14 protein-coding genes are annotated in these 17,597 nt (G+C 32.4%); 5 read left to right on the top strand and 9 right to left on the bottom strand.

Annotated elements, in window-relative coordinates:
- Window positions 1–121 precede the first annotated feature (121 nt).
- Entirely contained in the window at window positions 122–1,153 is a 1,032-nt protein-coding gene (locus KM029_RS13535) for a ferredoxin--NADP reductase (protein WP_144073768.1), read from the bottom strand.
- Window positions 1,154–1,292: 139 nt separating this feature from the next.
- Between KM029_RS13535 and KM029_RS13530 the strand changes: the two genes are divergently transcribed.
- The gene (locus KM029_RS13530; RefSeq protein ID WP_144073767.1) at window positions 1,293–1,907 is read left to right on the top strand and encodes a hypothetical protein; all 615 of its coding nucleotides are present in this window, start codon (window positions 1,293–1,295) and stop codon (window positions 1,905–1,907) included.
- Here the strand turns inward: KM029_RS13530 and KM029_RS13525 are convergent.
- Window positions 1,904–2,731, bottom strand: coding sequence for a hypothetical protein (locus tag KM029_RS13525; RefSeq protein ID WP_144073766.1), 828 nt, complete (start codon window positions 2,729–2,731; stop codon window positions 1,904–1,906). The two genes, KM029_RS13530 and KM029_RS13525, sit on opposite strands and share 4 nt — an antisense overlap.
- Window positions 2,732–2,851: 120 nt before the next feature.
- Between KM029_RS13525 and KM029_RS13520 the strand changes: the two genes are divergently transcribed.
- The 3 genes from KM029_RS13520 (at window position 2,852) to KM029_RS13510 (ending at window position 7,677) form a co-directional block, all read left to right on the top strand.
- Window positions 2,852–4,792: a ComEC/Rec2 family competence protein gene (locus KM029_RS13520; protein WP_144073765.1), complete on the top strand. Its 1,941-nt coding sequence runs from the start codon at window positions 2,852–2,854 to the stop codon at window positions 4,790–4,792.
- Window positions 4,793–4,872: 80 nt separating this feature from the next.
- Entirely contained in the window at window positions 4,873–6,363 is a 1,491-nt protein-coding gene (gene glmM / locus KM029_RS13515; protein WP_144073764.1) for a phosphoglucosamine mutase, read from the top strand.
- A 168-nt stretch (window positions 6,364–6,531) separates the two neighbouring features.
- A complete protein-coding gene (locus KM029_RS13510) occupies window positions 6,532–7,677 on the top strand; it encodes a cysteine desulfurase family protein (protein ID WP_144073763.1) in 1,146 nt (381 codons plus the stop codon).
- An 82-nt stretch (window positions 7,678–7,759) separates the two neighbouring features.
- Here the strand turns inward: KM029_RS13510 and bshA are convergent, their stop codons facing one another.
- From bshA to KM029_RS13495, 3 genes are read right to left on the bottom strand one after another with little or no spacing between them, the layout of a single operon-like run.
- Window positions 7,760–8,899 carry an N-acetyl-alpha-D-glucosaminyl L-malate synthase BshA gene (gene bshA, locus KM029_RS13505; RefSeq protein WP_144073762.1) on the bottom strand — a complete coding sequence of 380 codons (1,140 nt, stop codon included), beginning with the start codon at window positions 8,897–8,899 and terminating at the stop codon, window positions 7,760–7,762.
- A gap of 24 nt (window positions 8,900–8,923) precedes the next feature.
- Window positions 8,924–9,247 carry a bacillithiol system redox-active protein YtxJ gene (gene ytxJ, locus KM029_RS13500; protein WP_144073761.1) on the bottom strand — a complete coding sequence of 108 codons (324 nt, stop codon included), beginning with the start codon at window positions 9,245–9,247 and terminating at the stop codon, window positions 8,924–8,926.
- A 50-nt stretch (window positions 9,248–9,297) separates the two neighbouring features.
- The gene (locus tag KM029_RS13495) at window positions 9,298–10,422 is read right to left on the bottom strand and encodes a hypothetical protein (protein ID WP_144073760.1); all 1,125 of its coding nucleotides are present in this window, start codon (window positions 10,420–10,422) and stop codon (window positions 9,298–9,300) included.
- 159 nt (window positions 10,423–10,581) lie between these two features.
- Between KM029_RS13495 and KM029_RS13490 the strand changes: the two genes are divergently transcribed.
- Window positions 10,582–11,460 (top strand): SDR family oxidoreductase, encoded by an 879-nt coding sequence (locus tag KM029_RS13490; protein WP_240050304.1) that lies wholly within the window; start codon window positions 10,582–10,584, stop codon window positions 11,458–11,460.
- A gap of 63 nt (window positions 11,461–11,523) precedes the next feature.
- Here KM029_RS13490 and KM029_RS13485 read toward each other — a convergent pair whose 3' ends face one another.
- From KM029_RS13485 to KM029_RS13470, 4 genes are all read right to left on the bottom strand, one after another.
- Window positions 11,524–12,102 (bottom strand): hypothetical protein, encoded by a 579-nt coding sequence (locus tag KM029_RS13485; protein ID WP_144073759.1) that lies wholly within the window; start codon window positions 12,100–12,102, stop codon window positions 11,524–11,526.
- A 121-nt stretch (window positions 12,103–12,223) separates the two neighbouring features.
- On the bottom strand, window positions 12,224–15,601 hold the full coding sequence (gene secA, locus KM029_RS13480) for a preprotein translocase subunit SecA (RefSeq protein WP_144073758.1): 3,378 nt from the start codon (window positions 15,599–15,601) through the stop codon (window positions 12,224–12,226).
- 220 nt (window positions 15,602–15,821) lie between these two features.
- A complete protein-coding gene (locus KM029_RS13475) occupies window positions 15,822–16,373 on the bottom strand; it encodes an FKBP-type peptidyl-prolyl cis-trans isomerase (protein ID WP_144073757.1) in 552 nt (183 codons plus the stop codon).
- A gap of 16 nt (window positions 16,374–16,389) precedes the next feature.
- Entirely contained in the window at window positions 16,390–17,535 is a 1,146-nt protein-coding gene (locus tag KM029_RS13470; protein ID WP_144073756.1) for an FKBP-type peptidyl-prolyl cis-trans isomerase, read from the bottom strand.
- Window positions 17,536–17,597 lie beyond the last annotated feature (62 nt).

Raw genomic sequence — 17,597 nt, 5'->3', positions numbered from 1 at the left:
TGTCTTATAGACAAAGGGTTCTTTGTTTTCTTCAATCTTTCGATGTCTCAAAGTAAATACTAAAATTTCAATATTCCAAGATTCATTAACAAAAAAAAGTAAACAAATATAAATAACAGTACTATTTATAAGTGATTTTAACATCTTCGGTTAAAGGATGACTAATACATGTTAATATATAACCATCTTTCTTTTCTTGTTCTGATAACACTGTAGAATCTCCCATCTCTACTTTTCCAGAAGTGCATTGCCCCATACATGCAGTACATACTCCATTTTGACAAGAATATGGAACGTCTAAACCTGCATCTAATGCCGCTTCTAGTATCGTCGTATCTGGATTTACCTGAATTAGATGTTCATCTCCGTCTACCGTTATAGAAACATTTTGCTCACTAACATCACTACTATGTTCATCACCTGAAGCAGGAACAAAACTTTCATTATAAATTTTATTTCCTGGAACTTTAAAACGTTGTAAAGCACTCTTCACTGCTGTCATCATTCCTTCAGGACCACACAAATAATGCACAGTATTTACTAGAGAAAGTCTATTTAAGATATTTACAGAAACTACATCATCAATTCTTCCTGCAAAACCGCCCCAAGCAGTAGAGGGTCTACTTAAAACATGTACAATTTCTAACCTGTCCTCAAATTTCTTTTTCAACTCTTCTAGTTGCTCTTTAAATATTATCGAATCTTCGTTTCTATTTCCATAGACCAAAGTAACTTTTGATGAGTTTTCAAAAAACAATGCACTTTTAATCATAGAGAATAAAGGTGTTATTCCAGAACCTGCTCCCCAAAAAATTAAATTTCTTGATACTTCTTTGTCCGGCTCAAATGTAAACTGACCTAAAGGCTCTGAGACTTCTAAAGCATCACCATTTTTTACATTATCGTTAAGGTAATTAGACACTAAACCTCCTTCAATTCTTTTTACAGTAATATCTACAGTAGTATCTAATAAAGGTGTAGAAGACATAGAATACGATCTCCTTACTTTTTTATCGTCTATAGTACTTACAATTGTCAAAAATTGACCAGATTGGTATTGTACTTTTTTAAATAAAGGCTGCTTAAATTTTATAGTAACTGTATCAGCAGTTTCATTAACTACTTCTTTTACTTTTAATGTATACTGATTCATGTTCAGAGTTTTAAATGATGCATAATATATATAAAGAGTAACATCTATTATATACTCTTTTGATAGTCTTTTTTTTTAGAAACTACGATTTTACTTAATTTTACAATGTATTACTACACTTACAAGATTATTTCGCAAAATGCGTGCTTTAATTACTACTACAATTTTCTTTTTATTATCACTACAGCTATTTGCTCAAAATAAAAGTGATAACATTCCTACAAAATACATTCTAGAGGTTATTCCAGATTCTAGTATGGTGATAGATGGTAAAACAAATATCAACTCTTTTAACTGTATCTATAAGGAAACCATTCAAAGTGAGTTAAAACTGACTCAAAATATTTTTAAAGAGTCCTCTCCTGTTCAACATACAGGGCTAGATTTTGCAGTAGCATGTTTTGACTGTGGAATTGCACTGATGAACAAGGAGTTTAGTGATTTGCTCTATGAAAAACAATATCCAAAAATTTCTATGAAATTACTTTCAATGTTTATTTATCAAGACAGTGAAAGTAAAGTGATTAAAGGCGAGGGAAAGGCCAGCATGATCATTGCCGGTGCTGAAAGAATTGAAAAAATAACTTATGTAGTTACTCACAAAGAAGGTAAAAACTTTCAGATTAAAGGTTCTAAAGTGATTAATATTTTAGACTACAATATTACCCCTCCTAAAAAGATGATGGGAATGGTTAAAGTAGACCAAAGTATTGTTGTCAACTTTAATTTTAACTTTATTGTAGACGATCATTAATAGATATACATAGAATTAATTGCAGCTACAGTAGCTGGAACATTTTCATTGTACATCAATCTATATCCTAAATTTCCTTTACCAAAAAAGATAACCTTTACTGGTTCTAACTTATTTTTTGATGATACCGACTCAGATTTTAATTTCTTTATGTTTGAATAATTTAAATCTTGATCAAATGCTACTTTAGCATTAAAACTATACGCTCTTCTTTTTGCAAAAACTCCAAACTTACCATTTGATACACCTTTTGAGTTTTCGTAAAAACCCTGCCCAAATTCAGCAAAATTTCCTGCTCCACTCCAGTTTATTGCTTTTGTCATATCATAAACATCAAAATAAGAATGTTCCGTTTTGTATCTATGCAATAAACCTCTAGACTTTTCTTTATCAGAAATATTTATCTTTCTTATTTTTAAATCTTTAGACAAAACTATCCTTAAAGAAAATTCCTGAAAATCTACTTCTTGTAGTTCCTGATCAAAAATTAAATTTCTTACTTCACCTGGTTGAATAACAATTACCTCTGCAACGGGAGCAGCCGCTTCAGTTTTCGTTGTTTCTATATCAATTTCCTTTTCAGGTTCTATAATAATTTCTTCTTTCTCAATTATTACCTCTACCTCTTGTGTTGGCAAAGTCTCTAACATAGGTACTTTATTATCTATTTTTGGTACCTCTTTTACTATTATTTCCTCTTCATCCTCAAAAAAATCAAAAATACTTTCTGCTTCTACATTCTCAGAATCTTGTTCATTCTCCGAGGATGTTCCACAGGCTATTAGAAATAATAAAAGAAATATTGAGGTGATTAATCTTTTCATGTTCAGTTAGAAATAAATATGTTTGTAACTCAAAAATAGATAGTGTTTTGATTTATTGCATCACTTTTACGCATAAATCAGACATTAGAGCAAACTAGAACTAATTATTTCTTAACGATCATGATTAACAATGCTCCTTTTTTTAAGGTTAGTATTCCATTAATACTTGGGATATTATATGCTTGGTATGCACTCAATACTTTACTTCCTATATATCATATCTCTCTATTTTTATGGGTAAGTATGGTTATTTTCTATCATTTTGGTAAACGGATAATAGGATACTTTTTATGGGTAACTTTAATAATGTACCTCTTCATTTTTACTATTGGAATAGGTATAACACAACCTTATAAATTTATTGAACCAATAGATCAAAAAACATCTCATGTTAGTGTTTTAATTACTTCTGATCTAAAAAAAAATATAAAATCAAATAGCTTTTTTGGTGAAATCACTTCCAATACCTATCAGAAAATATATTTCCAAACTCAAAAAGACTGCCTCAGTTTATGTAAAAATGACATTATTGTTATTCCTGTATCTGAATTGAAAAAAATATACCCTACAAACAACCCTGAAGCATTTGATTTTAATAAAAACCTAATATCAAAAGGCATAATATATAAAGCATACCTCAAAAATTATAAGGTGATTCATATCGCCCAAAAAGAAAAGATAAGTACATTCAGGTATAGAATTGATTCATTGATAAACCAACATTTTACAGTTACAACAAAAGGAATTGCTTACTCTTTACTTTTAGGTGATAAGTCTGAAATGACTCCTGAACTAGATAATATTTTTAAGAAATCTGGAAATATGCATATGCTTGCATTATCAGGAATGCATATTGGTATTATCATATTTTTATTAAATATTTTAATGAGCTGGAAAAGGTTCTTAGGAAAAAAATCACATAGATTTCTACTCATCTTACAAATACTAATAATTTGGATATATGCTTTTATAGTAGGCAATTCTCCATCAATTCTAAGAGCAGCAAGTATGTTTACTTTACTTACTATAAGTTATTTATTGAGAAAGAAGTCAAACCCTTTAAATACTATAGGTTTTACCTGTTTTTGTTTATTAATTTATAATCCACTCTTTGTATTTTCTATTGGTTTTCAATTGTCTTTTTTTGCAGTTATTAGTATCACTCTATTTCCTTATTGGGAAGATATTTTACAGTTATCTGTTTTTCCGAGAGTGTTTATTTCTTTAATAACTATATCAGTATTAGCACAATTAGGCACACTCCCTGTAGTGGCTTATCATTTTCATTTTATACCAATTTACAGTCTTTTTTCTGGTTTATTAAGTGGTTTTTTAATCAGTATTTTAATGTATTCAGGTATAGCAATTATTTTAATTAGTTTTCTTTTTCCTGTGGTGGTACCTTACATCCACTTTCTATTCTTGGCTACTTTTAAGGGATTATTAGCATGGCTTAATATCTTTTCTCAATTACCCCAATTACCACACATTCATTTATCACCCCTTGCTGCAATAAGTCTATATTTTAGTATTTTTAGTTTACTCTATAGTATCTATTATCAAAAAAAGAACTTGAATAGCGTAAGCTTCATCTGCTTTTTTTGCTGTATTTTTTTACAAATTTCACATCAGTTTCAGATTAGAAAAAAAAGTATAACCATCTATCAATCTTCAACACCAATAATTAGTTTATCTGAAAATAACACAATAACCACATTTACTACAGACACTACTCAATTTAATTCAACAACAATTATCCAACCTCATCAATCTTTGTATGAAAATAGGAAAACAACATTTTTAACTCCAAACCAAGGGATATATACCTACTTTGGTAAAAAACATATTCTTTGGGTTAATCAATTTATTAGTGATGAAACACTTACCGATTCTACAGATATATTACTCTATTCAGCAAAACAAAAACCTAATAAACTACTGAAGACAGACTGTTTAATACTACCAAATAAAAAATACCTTGATTTAATAGAAAATAAAATCACTTTCAATAAGATTCATATACTTGATAATCAAGGGGCTTATCAATCTATTTCTGAGTAACATTTGAAATAAGTATGTTAATTACCTAGATCGTATCATTAATTAGTTTATTTTTGTCTCCTAATCAAATTTTTTGAGCCTTGACCTTAATTAAGTCTATTTCTGGCATTAGAGGAACAATTGGTGGTTCTACTGAAGAATCATTAAACCCTGTTGATGCCGCAAAATTTTCATCTACTTACGCAAAGTGGATATTAGAAAATTCAGAAAACAGTAAAAAAGTTGTACTTGGTAGAGACGCTCGCGTTTCTGGCGGATGGCTTGCTGATATCGTTTCAGGTACGCTACAAGCTATGGGTATCCATGTTATAGATCTTGGTCTATCAACAACACCTACTGTAGAACTTGCTGTAGAGCTTGAGGAAGCTGCAGGAGGAATTATCCTTACTGCGAGTCATAACCCTGCTAACTGGAATGCCCTTAAATTATTAGATTCTAAAGGAGAATTTATCTCTGCAGAAGCTATGCAAGAAATCTTGACAAACGCTGACGAAGGAAACTTTGAGTTTGCAGATTATAAACAGACTGGTTCTGTAACTACTGATGATACTTACATTGACAAACATATTGAGAAGATCTTAGCTCTTCCTTTAGTTGATGTTGAAGCAATTAAAGCTAAAGATTTTAAAGTGGTTATTGATTGTGTTAATTCTACAGGCGGTATTGCCGTGCCTAAACTTTTAAAAGCTTTAGGTGTAAATACTATTGAAGAATTATACTGTGAACCAAACGGGAAATTCCCTCATAACCCAGAACCACTTCCTGAAAATATTAATGAGATCTGTAGAACACTAGAAAATGGTAATTTCAATTTAGGAATTATTGTTGACCCTGATGTTGATAGATTAGCATTAGTAACAGAAGATGGTACTCCTTTTGGCGAAGAATATACGCTAGTTGCTGTTGCCGATTATGTTTTAGAAAAAACAGCAGGCAATACAGTTTCTAACATGTCTTCTACACGTGCACTCCGTGATGTTACTGAAAAACATGGCGGTACTTATACAGCATCTGCTGTTGGAGAGGTAAACGTTGTAAAGATGATGAAAGAAACCAATGCTATTATTGGTGGAGAAGGTAACGGAGGTGTTATTTTACCAGAATTACATTATGGTAGAGACGCTTTAGTTGGTATTGCTTTGATTTTATCAAAACTTGCTAATTATAATGGTACGGCAAATATGCTTCGTAAATCATTCCCTGATTACCATATTTCTAAAAATAAAATTGAATTGACTCCTGAGATTGATGTTGATCATATCTTAGTTAAAATTCAAGAGCGCTACGTAAACCAACCAATTAACACTTTAGACGGTGTGAAAATTGAATTTGGTAAAGAGTGGGTTCACCTGAGAAAATCGAATACTGAACCTATTATTCGTATCTACTCTGAATCTGATTCTGAAAGAACTGCTGAGCATTTAGCTCAAAAAATAATTTCAGACATCAAAGAAATTATCTCTTTCAAAGCAGATGATGAAGAAGAGCTTCCTGTAGTTGATCAAAAGGCTACCGAAAGTACAGAAGAAACTTCTGACGATGTTGAAGGAGATACATCTACAAATGAATAATTAAATTTATTACATTGATTTATAAACACATAAATCACTGATAATCAATTTCATAATATATTCTAATCAAACGGACAATCTCTTATGATTGTCCGTTTTTTTATATACTTTGCATTCTTTGGAATGTCTAAAACTTTCGCATACCAACCAATTCTAAATAAAACATATATGAGCATTTATCTTGATAGTGCTGCTAGCACATCTTTAGACCCTGTAGTTAAGGAAGTTATGATTGAAGTTATGGATTCTGTTTATGGTAATCCATCTTCTACCCATGCACACGGTAGAGCTTCTAAAGCCATGTTAGAGAGCGCTCGAAAACAAATAGCAAAAGCAATTAATGCATTACCATCAGAAATCATTTTTACATCTGGAGGTACTGAATCTGATAATATAGCCATCAAAGGTTTGGTTAAAGCTTATGGACTTAAAAGAATTATTACTTCTAAGTTAGAGCACCATGCCGTTTTACATATAACAGAACATCTTTCTAAAGACCTTGGTTTAGAATTGATATTCTTAGATTGTGACAAAGAAGGGAACTTAGACTTATCACAATTAGAAAACCTTTTGCAAGAAAAAGGAGAAGAAACTCTAGTTACTTTAATGCATGCCAATAATGAAATTGGTAATATTCTTGACATAAAGAAAGTTGGTCTACTTTGTAAGACTGCAGGAGCTTATTTCCATTCAGACACTGTTCAAAGTATTGGTCATTTTCCTGTTGATGTTAAAGATCTACATGTACATTCAATGGCTGGAGCTGCTCATAAATTTCATGGGCCTAAAGGAAGTGGCTTTTTATATGTAAAAAAAGGTACTCAAATGCCTGCTTTAATAGAAGGTGGCGGACAAGAAAGAGAAGTTCGCTCTGGTACTGAAAATGTATGGGGTATTGTTGGTTTAGCAAAAGCCTTAGACATTGCTACAGAGCAAATGGAAAGTCATACTGCTCATATTAAAGATGTGAAGCAATACATGAAAGAGCAATTAATTGAACATATTGATAATGTTCAATTTAATGGAATGAGTGCAGATTTAGAAAACAGTTTATATACCGTACTAAATGTAAGCTTCCCTCCTTCAGAAAAAAATAGCATGCTACTATTTGCCTTAGATTTACAAAAAATATCTGTTTCTGGTGGTAGTGCTTGCAGTAGTGGAGCCTCTCAAGGGTCTCATGTAATTGCTGGTATTGGAGGAGATACTGAACGTACAAGTATCCGTTTTTCTTTCTCTAAAGAAAATAAGAAAGAAGAAATTGATATTACTATTGGTAAATTGAAAGAAATTCTAGGTCTTATTGAAGCTTAGAAGAGAATATTTTTAATAAAAAAACCTAGTAATTATTCATCAATTACTAGGTTTTTTTTATGCAATCTCACTTACAATTTGATTAAAAGTTTGCCTTTGATTTCTCTATTGCTTCCTTATAAACTTCTTCGTATTGAGGGCAAATCTCTTCTATATTAAAACGTTGTGCTTGTTTTAATGCATTTTCTTTAAAGCGAGGAAGGTTTTCATCATCTAAAATATATAAAGCATTCTTCGCCATATCTTCAACGTCTCCAACATTACTCATCATACCAGTAACCCCTTGGATATTGACTTCTGGTATACCACCTGCATTAGAAGAAACTACAGGCACTTCGCAAGCCATTGCTTCTAAAGCAGCAAGTCCAAAACTTTCTTTTTCTGAAGGCATAAGGAACAAATCTGCAACAGATAAAATTTCTTCTACTTCTGCTAACTTACCTAAGAAACGCACATCATTACAAGTACGTAATTCATAGCATTTTTCTTCTAAACGAGCACGTTCAGGTCCGTCACCAACCATTAAAAGTTTACAAGGTATTTTTTCTCTTACCCTTTTAAAAATCTCTAAAGCATCATCAGCTCTTTTAACTTCTCGCATGTTTGATACGTGAATCAAAAGTTTTTCTCCATCAGGACAAATTGCTTTTTTAAAATGATCTTTTTTATGTTTTGTAAACCTATTTAGATCTACAAAGTTAGGAACTACTTTAATATCAGTAGTAAGATCAAAATATTGGTACGTTTCTTCTTTTAAACTTTCTGATACTGATGTTACACAATCAGATTCATCTATAGAAAAAGCAACAACAGGTCCTAAACTATCATCTTTACCAACAAGAGTAACATCTGTACCATGTAGTGTTGTAACTACTGGCATATTTATTCCCTTTTTGGCTAAGATTTGTTTGGCTGTATATGCTGCAGATGCGTGAGGAATTGCATAATGAGCATGTAATACATCTAATTGTTCAGATTCAGCTACTTCAACCATCTTACTGGTTAATGCTAACTCATAAGGAGGATATTTAAATAATGGATAAGTCTTAATGTCAACTTTATGATAGTAGATATTTTCATCAAAAAAATCTAATCTCGTCGGTTGATCATATGTTATGAAATGTACTTCGTGTCCCAATTGAGATGCCAAGCACTTTCCTAACTCTGTTGCTACTACCCCACTACCTCCGTATGTAGGATAACAAATTATACCAATTTTCACGTTTATATATGCTGAAGTTGAAAATTAAGCTACGATATCTGCGTAGGAGATCCCCATATGAGATCCTGTATAAGTTACTTTTCCGTTTTCAAGAACAATAACCTGAGGAGACTGATGCTCTACTCCAAATTTTGAAGCAATAGCATTAGATACATCTCTATATCTGATTAAATCTAAATAATAAGGTGCAATGCCATTATCATCTTGCCAAGCTCTTTCTAATCTATTTAAAGCCATAGAACTTATAGAACAGCGTGTTGAGTGCTTAAGTATTGCTACTTTTTGTTTCTTAGAAAGTTCTAATAAATTATCGAGTTCAGAGACTTCTGTTAATTGATTCCAATTCATGATATAAAATTCGTTTAAACAACTTTCGCAAATTAGTAAAATTTATTAGATTATTTCATAGAGTCTTTAGATTGCATCTGATTTTGTTGCGTCATCTGTTCTCTATGCTTTCTTTTTTCTTCTAAATCTTTTTGTTTTTCATCTTCCCACATTTTCTCTCTCATCTGCCATTGTTTTACACTTACTCTAGAAATTACAGCATCTAGAATAGTACTTCCGAGCTCTTGAACAAGTTTACCATTTTCATCTTTTGTTTTAGAAAATAGCATTCCTTCCATTATTTCATAAACAACTTCTTTTAGTACCTCTTCGTTCCGTTCTGAGGCAATATCTTCAAATAAATCATTTATTACTTTATAAACGATATCTGAAATAGCATCTTCCAATCTTGATGATGCATAATCACCTACAATTGGTACTTTCTTGATATCTTTCATTTCATCATTATTCTTTACAGCATCCTCTATCAATACAGAAACATATTGTTCTAATACCTGCTGCCTATTAGAATATGTTTCTTGCATTGCATGCATTACTTTTCTAGATATCCATATTGAAAGGTTTTCTTGATAAGGTTTTACTACATCAGACATAAATTTCTGGTTCGCATAACCTCCAGAACTTAATTCATCTTTTACACTTTCTAATACATTAATAACAACAGCATCAGAGATTTCTTCTACAACAACTTCTTTTACATGTAAGGCTGTTCTCACCAACCCTAAGTTTTCTAAGTTGATAACCTGCAACTTGTGCCATCTTGCTAATAGAGCAAAAACTCTAAACAAACGAAAAACATGCATACCTGGAAAACTACCAATAAAGTCGTAGAAATAAACAAAAGGATAAAAATACCATTTGGCAAATTGTTTATCCTTATATGATTCATACCAAGACTGAAAGAACTCTAAGAGATAAAAAGTAGAAAAGAACAATTCTACAATTTCGAAGTTTTCATAAATATATTTTCCATAAAGTCTTGTAAAGTCTACGGATATTAAATCTAGAAAGTCTTTGAAAATTTGTGTTGAATAGAGAGAATTAAAAGCCAACCAAAGCATTTGGAACAAAATAATATTCAGTACGACGATATCTCGTACTAAACGCATTCTTTCTTCCTTGGTATTTAACTTATCTATATCAAAGTCTTTTTTATTTATAAAGAATAATCTCATTATTAATTGATCTGATAAAGGTTACTTGATAAATGTAAGCATAATCTTTTATAGAGATAACCCTTTATTATAATTTAAATAAGTGATTTAGTATTCATTATATCAAATCTCATTACTATATTAGTTCTACCAATTTATAAACACACAAACCAATAAAGCATGTACAACAAACCAATGCTAAGAGATGACGCTCTTTCTGGTAAAACATATATTGTTACTGGAGGAGCCACAGGCCTAGGAAAATCTATGACGAAATATTTTCTAGAGCTTGGTGCAAATGTTACAATTTGTTCTAGAAAAGAAGAAAAACTTGAGGCTGCAGCCAATGAGTTAGAAGAAGTAACTGGCAAAAGACCTTTCTACGTTGTTTGCGACGTAAGAAAGTATGATCAGATTGAAAATGTAATTGAACAAACAGCCAACAAGTTTGGGAAAATTGATGGCTTATTAAATAATGCTGCGGGTAACTTTATTAGTCCAACAGAACGTTTAAGCCACAAAGCATTTGATACAATTGTTGATATTGTTTTGCAAGGTACTTATTACTTTACTTTGGCTATAGGTAAACATTGGATTGCAAATGGAGATAAAGGAGTAATGCTAAATATTGTTACTACTTATGCATCTACAGGGTCAGGGTATGTTGTTCCTTCTGCTGTATCAAAAGCAGGTGTTCTAGCACTTACTAGATCATTAGCTGTAGAATGGGCTAAATATGGTATTCGATCTAATGCAATTGCTCCAGGTCCTTTTCCTACCAAAGGTGCATGGGACCGTTTATTTCCTGAAAATCTTAGAAAACAATTTGATGAAGCAGGTAAAGTACCTGTTGGTAGAGTTGGAGAACATCAAGAATTAGCCAATTTAGCGGCGTATTTAATGTCAGATTTTTCTGCTTATGTAAATGGTGAAGTAGTGACTATTGACGGAGGAGAATGGCTTAAAGGTGCTGGAGAGTTTAATCATTTAGATACAATTCCGGGTCCTGTTTGGGATGATATTGCTGCAACAATTAAAAGCAGTACAAAGAAAAAATAAAATAAAAAGAGCGATAAAGTAATATAAACCTTATCGCTCTTTCTTTAATTCAAAAGATAACTATTATTTATCTTCATCTAAAGAACCTAAAGCTGCTTCTTTTGCGTCATTCGCTCTTTTTATTCTTCTAGAGATTTCATCAACATTCATTTTTTCTTGAATTAAAAATGCTGATTTATATTTCTTTTTAATAGATGTGTGAACACCATGAGCTGTTAATCTATCAAAATAATAACCTGCTCTAACTTTATAGTTTGGCTGCTCAAAAGTTAATTCTACTTCGTAGTTACCAAATTGATGTCTAAGGTTGTAGACTATATCTTCTGCTCTACTTCTTTCTCTACCTGAGTAAACCAATATTCTATATACTGGAACACCTCCTAAATCTCTTGCAGATAGGTGTGCTAATACTGAATCAACTTCAGAATTAACATAACCTTCAGGTAAGTCATTATCATCAGATACCGCATTGTCTTGGGGAATTGTTGCAGTATCATCTTTTATCTCTGCTTTTGGCATATAAGCAGATAAATCTGAATCAATTAACTCTACTGATGTTTTTGTACTTGCAGTTTGCGATGGCTTACATGCAAATGTACTCATCAAAACAACTAGAAGAGTGTACTTTATTAATAGTTTCATTTTTATTTAAATGTTATGAACGCCAAAGTTAAGCATTTTATTAAAAAGTAAAATAATGAAAAGAGGATACCTTAAATGATTTTAAGATACCCTCCTTAATTATTTCAAAACTTACTTTTGATTAACCTTCGATAATCACGCAAGCTCCATTTAAAACGTCATTTTCAACAGATTTGAATTTCACGTCTTTTTTAACTGTTCCATCTTTATATTTAGCAGTTACTCTATCATTACGCTGATAACTTTTTTCGCTATGACGAGGTTTCACTACTTCTACAGGAGCTTTTGGTGCTTCAGGAATATCTGCACCTTGTGGAGATGCTGCTTGACCTAATGCCGAACCTGCTTCTGCTTTATTTGCAGTTACTTTTGGCTCATTTCGTTTTGGCATTGGAGGAGGTGCTGGCATAGGAGGCTGCTCCTGAACAGGAATACGTCCTTTTGATAAGAAAGTAATAATCTCATCATTTACTTCTGCTAAAAATGACTTGAACAACTCAAAAGATTCAAATTTATAGATTAATAAAGGATCTTTTTGTTCGTGAACAGCGTTCTGAACTTGTTGTTTCAACTCATCCATCTCACGCAAATGATCTTTCCATAAATGGTCAATCACTGCTAAAGTTACACTTTGCTCTAATGCAGAAACTACTGTTTCACCATCTGTTTCTAAAGCTTTTTCAAGGTTTACATGCACTTGGAACATTTTATGACCATCTGTAAATGGAATCACAATATTCTCAACCACACCACCTCTTTCTGCTTTTACTTTTTCGAAAACAGGTTTTGCTTTCTCCCAAAGTAATGCATTCTTTTCTTTATAATGCGTTAAAGCCTCTTTATATAATTCTTGAGTTAAATGCTCTTCATTTAATTGATGGAAACCCTCTTCTGCAATAGCAGTTGAGATTCCAAGTACTTTTAAAGCATCTAACTTGAATCCTTCATAGTTTCCTACGTGAGTTTCTGAAATTACAGTAGCAACATCATAGAAAGAGTTCATTACATCTACTTGTAAACGCTCTCCGAAAAGTGCATTTCTACGACGACGGTAAATTACTTCTCTTTGGTAATTCATTACATCATCATATTCTAAAAGACGTTTACGAATAGCAAAGTTATTTTCTTCTACTTTTCGTTGTGCTCTTTCAATAGATTTTGTAATCATAGAGTGCTGAATCACTTCGCCTTCTTGAAGACCTAATCTATCCATGATACCTGCAATACGTTCTGAACCGAATAAACGCATCAAATTATCTTCTAAAGAAACGAAGAATTGAGTTGATCCTGGATCACCTTGACGACCAGAACGACCTCTTAACTGACGGTCTACACGACGAGATTCGTGACGTGCTGTACCAATAATTGCTAAACCACCTGCATCTTTTACTTCTACTGGTAATTTAATATCTGTACCACGACCAGCCATGTTTGTTGCAATTGTTACTGTGCCAGGTTGACCTGCTCTTGCAACAACATCTGCTTCGCGGCCATGTTGTTTTGCATTTAATACTTGGTGCTCTATGCCTCTCATTTTTAACATACGAGACATAATTTCAGAGTTTTCTACAGATGTAGTACCAACAAGAACCGGACGTTTTGCTTCTACTAATTTTTGTACTTCCTCTGCAACAGCATTAAATTTCTCTCTTACTGTTTTGTATACATAATCCTCTCTATCATCACGAACAATCGGACGGTGCGTAGGAACTGTTACTACATCTAATTCATAGATTTCCCAGAATTCACCAGCTTCCGTTTCGGCAGTACCAGTCATACCAGTTAGTTTGTGGTACATACGGAAGTAGTTTTGCAGAGTTACTGTAGCATAAGTTTGTGTAGCATCTTCGATCTTCACATTCTCTTTTGCTTCTAGTGCTTGGTGTAAACCGTCAGAATAACGACGACCTTCCATAACACGACCAGTTTGCTCATCTACAATTTTAACCTTGTTATCTACTAAGATGTAATCTACATCTTTTTCAAATAACGTATAGGCTTTTAATAATTGCTTCATCAAGTGAATACGCTGAGATTTAGTATCAAATTCTGCTATTAAAGCATCCTTTGCTTCTACTTTCTCTTCGTCAGACTTATTTTCGTCTTGCTCAATTTTGCCTATTCCTGTCGCTAAGTCAGGAAGAATAAAGAAATCTGGTGTATTTGCTCCTGTCACAGATGCAATACCCTTTTCTGTTAATTCTACGCTGTTATTTTTTTCTTCAATTACAAACAATAAAGGCTCGTCTGCTTCTGGCATTCTACGGTTGTTGTCCGCCATGTACTCCCCTTCAACTTTTTGAAGTAATTGTTTCATTCCTTCCTCACCTAAAAACTTAATCAAAGGTTTATATTTAGGAAGAGATCTATGTGCTCTAAGAAGTTGAAGACCACCTTCAGCCTTATTACCATCTTTGATTAACTTTTTGGCATCATTCAGCATTTTTTGAGTTTGCTTACGCTGCTCATCAACTAAATGTTGAACTTTTGGTCTTAACTCACCAAATTCTTCTTGTTGATCTCCTTTTGGTACAGGTCCAGAAATAATCAATGGTGTTCTAGCATCATCAATTAAAACAGAATCGACCTCATCAATCATGGCAAAATGATGTTCTCTTTGAACTAAATCATCTTTATCACGAGCCATGTTATCACGTAGGTAGTCAAAACCAAATTCGTTGTTTGTACCATATGTAATATCAGCTCTGTAAGCCAATCGTCTTTCTTCTGAGTTTGGTTGATGCTTATCAATACAATCTACAGAAAGACCGTGGAATTGAAATAACGGTGCATTCCACTCCGAGTCACGTTTTGCTAGGTAATCGTTTACTGTTACAACGTGAACCCCTCTTTTTGCTAAAGCATTAAGGTATGCAGGTAATGTTCCAACTAAAGTTTTACCTTCACCTGTCATCATTTCACCTACTTTACCTTGGTGTAAGAAAATACCACCTAGTAACTGTACATCGTAATGAATCATGTTCCATTCTACTTCAACACCTGCAGCTAGCCAAACATTTGCCCAAGTAGCAGTGTCTCCGTCAATAGTGATATTACCGTATTTAACGGCCATCTCACGATCATAATCAGAAGCAGTTACACTTATTTTTTTATTTTCTGTATATCTTCTACCTGTTTCTTTTACTACAGCAAATGCTTGAGGTAAAAGATCCATTAAGATTTCTTCTAATTTGTCGTTACGATCATTTTTAAGCTTATCAATATCTTTGAAAGCTTTGTCTTTAAATGCAAGATCTAGTTTTGGATCGTTATCAACCGATTCTTGTAAAGACGTAATTTCTTCGTCTATGCTAGCAAGCCCTTTCTCGATATAATCGATGAAATAAGCTGTTTTTGCTCTCAATTCGTTATCTGAAATTGATGAAAGTTTTTTGTACTCTGCATCAATTTTAGCTAAATAAGGTCTAATTTCTTTTAAATCTCTTTCCGATTTTGTTCCAAAAATCTTAGAGAATGCCTTGGTTATTGAACCTAACATATATATTATTCTGTTTTTTTACTGAAATACAATCAGTTACACTTCCAATGAAATTCATCTAGTGCAATACATACAAATTTAATGTAATTAAACGACTTTATATAGTCAGTTGGTAGAAGTTATATGGCATTGTTGACATTTTTTTTAATTGTACAAAAAAAGCCAAGGATCATACTAAAATAATCCTTGGCTTTTGTAATAAAAAGTTTATTTCTTTTTTCTACTGTTCGTCAGCTGTCCATAAACTATCTATCTGAATATCAAATATCAATGATGCATTTGGTGGGATACTTGATCCATTACCCGATGTACCATATCCATATTTTGAAGGAATTACTACACGAGCAATTTCATGTTCGTGCATTTCGAATAATGCGATATTCCATCCTTCTATTACACTTGTTTTACCTAAAACAACTGGGAAAGGTTGTTCTGTTAATACATTACTGTCAAAAATATTTCCGTACATCACCCAGCCTGTATATGTTACATGCATAGAGTCACCATAAGATATATTTCGGTCTGTTTCTACAGGTTTACCATTAGTAGTACCAATTGTAGTCATGTAGACACCGTATTTATAATACTTGTCTACTACTTCTTGTTCAGTACTAGCATCGAATGTTGTATCAGCCATTATAAATTGTCTGATAAGGTAATCCTCTGCTGCGTCTGGATCTACTTCTTTAAGTATTTCACTTGATTGTGTACAAGCAAAAGTTGAAAAAACTGTAAAAATAAACAGTAAAAAGTGTTTAATGCGATATTGCATATTCTATTTTAAAAAATTATTTATTCGATCTTTTCACTTCAACTACTTCGATTTCGAAGGCTAAAGGTTTGAAAGGACGGATTGTTTTAAACATATCAGAAACTTGAGCATTATCTCCTATTTCCCAATAACATACTTGAGAAGGCATTACAAATGTAGCTTTTTCTCCTTCTTCCATTGTTAAAATTGATTTGTACCAACCATCAATAACAGTTTCAAAAGCGTTATTTTCTTGAGCATCAGCTAAAGATTCGTACATAATCACTTGGAATGGTGATGCAATATACTCTCCTTTATTATCTTTTGCTGTATTTGAATCAAATAATACTGGTCCTGTTGCAGAATTTCTTAAAGTCCATTCTTGTAATAAGAATTTACCTTCGTAACGAACTTTAACTGTATCACCAGCCATAATTTTTCCTGCTCCATCACCTGCAGTGATAAGATCTTTAAAAATATAATCAGGACCTTTACCGTTAGAAGAACCACTAAATAATTGTTCATCATCTGGATCTACAGTTCCTAAAGTATCTTCAGCATACTTTAAAACTAAAGAGTCTTTTTCATATCTAACACGCTGAATTGAATCGTAACTAACATGTGTAATAAACATATTTTCTGCAGTTACGATATCATTAAATTCTAAACCAATTCCTGAAGATGCTGTACCTCCAAATGCAAGGTAAGATGGAATATAAGTTCTAGGAAATGTATCTACTTTTGTTTGTATGTTTTGAAGCATCATATTTAATACTTCATCATAAAAACCAATACAAATTGCTCCTCTATTCATAGAGAATGCATAGTTAGGATCCTTAAGGAATACAGATGTTACTAAATCATCAGGATCATCAAATCTTTCATCGCCCATTAATTCTTGAGCAAATCTTCTCATATCTAGGTTTACCTCTACAATTCTAGATTCATTTTCACTAGGAGTGTATTGACCTGGGTAACCTATGATTTCTGGAGTAATATATACTCCTCCAGTAGGCAAAGTCTTCGTTTTCCAATAGTCGATATCGTTTGCTGCTAAATAATCTTCTAGCGTTTGATTATCTTTTGATACATAATCAACAATTTCGTCTTGCATACAACCAGAAAAACCAATTAGCATTGATAATACGACCGCGAAATTTAAAAATTTGTAAGTATTGTTCATGTGATAAGTAGGTTTATTTATTAGATTTATAATTCACAAGGAGAAAGATAAGCATAAAAAAA

This window comes from Flammeovirga kamogawensis (genome assembly GCF_018736065.1).
Taxonomy (GTDB): Bacteria; Bacteroidota; Bacteroidia; order Cytophagales; family Flammeovirgaceae; genus Flammeovirga; species Flammeovirga kamogawensis.
Note: the sequence above shows the minus strand (reverse complement) of the source record. Positions and strands in the feature narration are given on the sequence as shown.